Here is a 5,568-nt window from a genome sequence, read left to right as displayed (position 1 = left end):
TAAAGTATCTTTCACATAATAGATGAAATTCACTTCCTACTTTTAAGCTATCGTAATATTCTCTACTTTCTATGTCATCATACTTCCAATTTATTTTATCTATATACTTATATTTAAATTTTGTAGGACAAGATTTATAAGTATTAATTGAGTTTTGACTATATATAAAATACTTTAATTTATTATTCAAAACTTATAACCTCTCTTTATATTAAGCTTTTATACTTCTTTTTTGTTGAATATGTTTTTCCAGTTCATTTATATATATAGATGGTTTTTGTTCTTTATTTTTCTTACCAATTTCAGTTTCATCTTTATATGAACTACATGATAATATTAACATTTCTTTAGCTCTTGTTATTCCAACATATAACAATCTTATTTTTTCATTTATAACATCTATTTTACTTTGATACATATAGTCTGTACCTACGTTCTTATTTAGTATATTATCTATTTCTGATTTTACTATGGCTATTGGGTTTTTATATCTATCTTTTAGATACCATTTATCACTTTGAAACTTTTGTTTTGTATTATCTGGAAAATTATATTGTACAAGTCCTAATAAAAACACACAATCCCATTCTAAACCTTTTGACTTATGATAATTACATACCGTTATACTTCCTGGCTCTGGCTCATATCCATTCATTTCATATACAACATCTATAATATAGTTAAATACTCTATTCTTAGTATTTGATATTATTTCATATACATCTATAAGAGACATATTTACATTTTCTAGTGATAAATATTTTATATAAAAAGATACATAATCAATCACTGCTCTATCTTCTTTTTCTAGCTCTAATTTTTCTCCAATAAATAATATTAATAAATCTAATCTTGTTATAGGATACTCTAATATTTCTTTAATAGCATTTATTCCTTTTATGTATCCCTTATATACATCACTGTTTGTATCTATTATCAAGTCTTTATTATTCTCATTATATATAAGTTCTTCTGTAGTATAACCTTTTATTAATTCTAAAAAGTCTGATTTTCCTAATTCATTATCTGTATGTATAAAAACTTTATCTAAAACTAATACAAGCTTTTCTATATCATCACAATTTAATATAAAATCTATTATATATGATATATTAACTAATATTCTTCTCTTATTTAATGAGTTCGGTCCTAATTCTTCAAATTCTAAATTATTATCAATTAATACCCTTGCAACTTGTGTAATTTGTTCATTATATGGAACTAATATACCTATACTTTTATCAGGATATTTTTTCTTTATATTCTTAGCATATATTACTGTTTTCTCTACTTCATCTTTCCAAGTAATATATCTTTTAGTATTTATACTATACACGTCAGGCTTTGGATTTTCTTTATAACCCATATTTTCGGGAACTGTCTTTATATCCATAGCTTCTAAAGCTTCTCTGCACTCTATTTGATTAAACTCTTTTGTAACATATTTTACAAGTCTATTTGCTAAATCTATAATATCTTTAGAACTTCTGTTAGACATGTCCATTCTATAGCAATTATCTGCTTCTCTTATAAACTCTTTAAAGTACTTTGGATCTGATGATGAAAATGTACCTGTTATACTTTGATTTATATCTCCGACTCTTACTAAATTGTTATTTTCTTTAGATATTAATTTTATTATTTTGCCTTGTATTTCATTTGAGTCCTGACATTCATCTTCAAATATATATTTATATCTAGATTGAAATTTATTTCTTAGTCCTTCATCTAAAGTTAAAGCCTTATGAGCTAAGATTAATATATCATCGTAATCTAATAATCCATGTTGCTTTAACTTTCTATCGTACTCCTTATATATAGGTAAAATTATTTTTAATATTCCTTTATAATCACTATCTATCATTCTTTCTAAGTCAAATGGTGAAATATCATTATATTTTAATTCTCCTATAGCATTTCCTACAAGGTCATAAAATCCATTTTCCCAAGCATCTAACATCCTATCTTTCCATTCGTTATCTTTTTGATCTTTTAAAAACCATACAAATGCTCTTTGCCCACCATTTAATTTAAAATTATTTATACATTCATTTAATATAATATTTTTTTGTAAATCATCAGCTATATTAAATTCATCATTTAACATTACTATTTCTGGCTTTTCTTTGATTATTTTTACTGCCAAGCTATGTATTGTCATAACTTCATATGAATTTTCTTCTTTTATTTCATTATCTTGTAGTATTTTTTTTATTCTTCCCTTAAAGTTACTTACTGCACTATTCATGTAAGTTAAAATAAGTATTTTCCCGCCCTTATGCTTATTTTCACATAATAACTTTGCAACTAAGTTTGTAACTATAAAAGTTTTACCCGCTCCTGGTACTGCTGGTACTGCCATAGTACCATTTTCATAAGATATTATAGGTAACTGGTCCTCTCTGTAGTTTATATTATTCATTAAACATCTCCCTTAGATACTAATTTCAATAAAATACTATATAATATACTTTCTTGTATATAACCATTTACTGTATATTCGCTCTTATAAGCATACACTTCTTTTGCGTTTATAAGCAAATTATATATTAGATTGTATAAATAATATTTTTTATAGTATTCTTCCATTTCATTTGTATATATTTGCTTTTCTTTAAACGATTTTCTAAGAACAATTAAGTTACTTATATCTTTTTCTATTTTCATATTCCAAGCATTACTTCCTATATCAACCCAAATTTGAATAGGTCTATTTATATCATATGATATATATGAATACGGAGTTGTCAAAATAATGCTATTAGACTCTTTTAAATCTGCTATATCAGATACTCTATAATAGTCATTTATAGTACTTTTAAGCGCCTCTATAAATACTTTCTCTTCTTCTTTATTATTATTAATACCTAATAACTTTATATTTTCTATAAATGCTTCACTTTCATAAATTATGTTTTTACATACATCTACATTTTCAATTCCTTCTTTAAGGTTTAACATTTTATCTATATAGAACTTTATTAAAAATTCACTTATCTTTAAATTTTCACTTCTTTTAGATATTATATATTTTTCTAAGTTCTTATAGTTCTCATCCACTTCTTTATTTCTATATATTTTATATGCTTGTATCCTATTTACATTAAGTAGAATTTCTATAAAACTTATATACTCATCTTCTTTTATATAATCTTCATATCCATAAAAAATACATGTAGCAACTACTAAGGCATTTGAGTATGGATAGTCTATTATTTTATTATTTTTTTTAGTATTAAAAACCTTTATTTCATTACGGTTTAGGACATTTTTAATTTGGTAATCTAATATAGTGTTGTTTATTGGAGATATAATGGCTATATCTTTCAATCTTATTCCATTATTTACAAGTTCAATAACTTTGATTATAACTTCATCAATCATCTCACTATACAATTGGCTAGATTCATTTAACTTAACTTTTGTGGGTAATAAATATATATCAGATAATTCTATATTGTCTATCTCTTTTATTGAATTTACACTATTTATGTTATTTTCAATCTTATTTATTATATTTTCATAAATGTACTCCATATCTATATTATTAAATACTGAGTAATCCTTAGTTTTATTGAAATAAATATATGTACCTAAAGTATAATTTGATAATGAATTTATAAAATTAACTTCAGCATTGCTACAACTTTCTAAGCTATCTATTATAAGATATTTAATTTCTTGACTTAAGTGATTTATATATCTATCATCATTTATTAAATAATTTTCATATAAATATATAGCTATTGAATTATCTATCATAGAATTTTCTAATAGTTTATTTATATAATAATCTATTATTTCATCCATCTGGCTATAAGAAAATCTCATTATACTATCTCTATTTTTCTTAGATAAATAAATCTTTTCCCCTATAGTTTTAAAATCTATTAAAGCTAATGCTGCCTTATTTATATTATTACTTATACTATTTGCAATACTTCTATTTGTACCAGTAATATCTTGAAAATACCCATTAGCATTTCTTTGCTCATTAACCTTATTTATTATTATATATTCAGATAAACTACTTGGGATAAATATAGGAGATATAGATTTATTTATAATTTGATTGCACTTTTCAGTAATTAAAGGCCAAAACTTTATTATTTCTCTTTTAATAAAACTGATATATGTAGTTATATTTAATTCTTCACTTATATCTATATTTAATTCTCTTTCATAGTTTAATTTTGATGTTGCATTTGGAACTATAAGCATTATACATTTAGACCTATTATTAGTTTCATTTAATAACTTTCTATATAAATCAAGTACTTTATTTACTTTAACTTCATTATTATTTTCTCTAAATAAATATTTCATTTAACACCTCTGTTATTTATTATCATATTGTAATTATATCATATAGAAAATTTTTAATTCTTAAAGTTAAATAAATTTATATTATACAAAAAATACAGCCAAAATGGCTGTTTTTACTTAATTTTTATTAAAGCTATATCTTCATTATTAACTTCTAGGTCATTTAATATAAAATTGTCCATAGTAATATTTTCAAATTTATATCCTTTATCATTTATATTAAAGTTTTCGCAAGTAAAATTTAAAGTATCTACATTAAATAAATCTGCATATTTCATTTCTACTTCATACATACAATCACCTGATCTTTATATAATATTTTTATATCATAATATAAGTATTTATTTTATAAAGATGATTTATTCATGATATTTTTAGTAATAGACCCAATTACAACTAAAATTATATTTATAATCATTAAAACTGGTGCATATAAATAATTTATGTTTATAGAAAATAGTTTAATAATAGACATTGTAGGAATAAAGTAAGGTATAGCTATCCAATTGGCAAAGTTAGGCATTTTTAAAATGAACTCTGCATAAAATGAAAAAAATATAAGGAATATTCCCATACCAGAACCCATTATGCCTACAATTAATGAATCAATAAATTTAAGTTTATATTTATATCCTATATAAAAGTTTACTCCAAAATATATAAAACTGAATATTAACCCTAATAGTAATGTGAATTCACTCATAGAAATGTAATTAAAATAAAGGAAAGATAGTAACGCAATTATTAATATATCAAAAAATAATTCTTCTGATGCATTGAATACGTTTTTCATAAACTCACCTCTTAGTGTCTTTCTATTATTATATAGAATATGAGTTTTAAAGGTGATAAAAATAAAAAAAGATTACGTGGCTACGTGCTACTCTCCCAGGCGGTTGCCCACCAAGTACCATTGCCGCTAAAGAGCTTAACTTCTGTGTTCGGTATGGGAACAGGTGTATCCTCTTTGCTATAATAACCACATAATCTTATTTAAATTGGAGCGGGTGAAGGGGATCGAACCCTCACAGCCGGCTTGGAAGGCCGGAACTCTACCATTGAGCTACACCCGCATAAATTTTAGAGTTAATACTCTGAAAACTGCATATCATTTAAAATTGACATTTCGCCAACGATATTCCCTTGCTACCGCGTCGGTCATATCCGTTGCTCAAATCCATCATTTATATTGGTCAAGTCCTCGACCTATTAGTATCGATAAGCTAAATACATTACTGCACT

5 protein-coding genes, 1 tRNA gene and 1 rRNA gene are annotated in these 5,568 nt (G+C 24.1%); all 7 read right to left on the bottom strand.

The features are described from left to right. Window positions 1–190, bottom strand: a 190-nt coding sequence (locus Q5F54_RS09960) for a PD-(D/E)XK nuclease family protein (RefSeq protein WP_302334344.1), incomplete at its 3' end; no start/stop codon positions are given. A 21-nt stretch (window positions 191–211) separates the two neighbouring features. Next, on the bottom strand, window positions 212–2,422 hold the full coding sequence (locus tag Q5F54_RS09955; protein ID WP_302334343.1) for an ATP-dependent helicase: 2,211 nt from the start codon (window positions 2,420–2,422) through the stop codon (window positions 212–214). Beyond that, on the bottom strand, window positions 2,422–4,326 hold the full coding sequence (locus Q5F54_RS09950) for a hypothetical protein (protein ID WP_302334342.1): 1,905 nt from the start codon (window positions 4,324–4,326) through the stop codon (window positions 2,422–2,424). Before Q5F54_RS09950 ends, Q5F54_RS09955 begins: the two co-directional genes overlap by 1 nt. A gap of 113 nt (window positions 4,327–4,439) precedes the next feature. Further along, window positions 4,440–4,619, bottom strand: coding sequence for a hypothetical protein (locus Q5F54_RS09945; RefSeq protein ID WP_071121330.1), 180 nt, complete (start codon window positions 4,617–4,619; stop codon window positions 4,440–4,442). A 53-nt stretch (window positions 4,620–4,672) separates the two neighbouring features. After that, the gene (locus Q5F54_RS09940; RefSeq protein WP_288525460.1) at window positions 4,673–5,119 is read right to left on the bottom strand and encodes a hypothetical protein; all 447 of its coding nucleotides are present in this window, start codon (window positions 5,117–5,119) and stop codon (window positions 4,673–4,675) included. Between the two features lie 74 nt (window positions 5,120–5,193). Beyond that, window positions 5,194–5,310, bottom strand: a 5S ribosomal RNA gene (gene rrf, locus Q5F54_RS09935). A 15-nt stretch (window positions 5,311–5,325) separates the two neighbouring features. Continuing rightward, window positions 5,326–5,399, bottom strand: a tRNA-Gly gene (locus Q5F54_RS09930). Window positions 5,400–5,568: the final 169 nt, after the last annotated feature.

This window comes from uncultured Romboutsia sp. (assembly GCF_958366745.1).
Lineage (GTDB): Bacteria > Bacillota > Clostridia > Peptostreptococcales > Peptostreptococcaceae > Romboutsia > Romboutsia timonensis.
The sequence above is the reverse complement of the archived record's forward strand: the minus strand, read 5'-3'. Positions and strand labels throughout refer to the sequence as shown.

What these genes read in the sequence shown, in the direction of transcription:
- Q5F54_RS09955 (WP_302334343.1), bottom strand. Translation starts at nt 2,422, where the DNA reads ATGAATAATATAAACTACAGAGAGGACCAGTTACCTATAATATCTTAT.
- Q5F54_RS09950 (WP_302334342.1), bottom strand. Translation starts at nt 4,326, where the DNA reads ATGAAATATTTATTTAGAGAAAATAATAATGAAGTTAAAGTAAATAAA.
- Q5F54_RS09945 (WP_071121330.1), bottom strand. Translation starts at nt 4,619, where the DNA reads ATGTATGAAGTAGAAATGAAATATGCAGATTTATTTAATGTAGATACT.
- Q5F54_RS09940 (WP_288525460.1), bottom strand. Translation starts at nt 5,119, where the DNA reads ATGAAAAACGTATTCAATGCATCAGAAGAATTATTTTTTGATATATTA.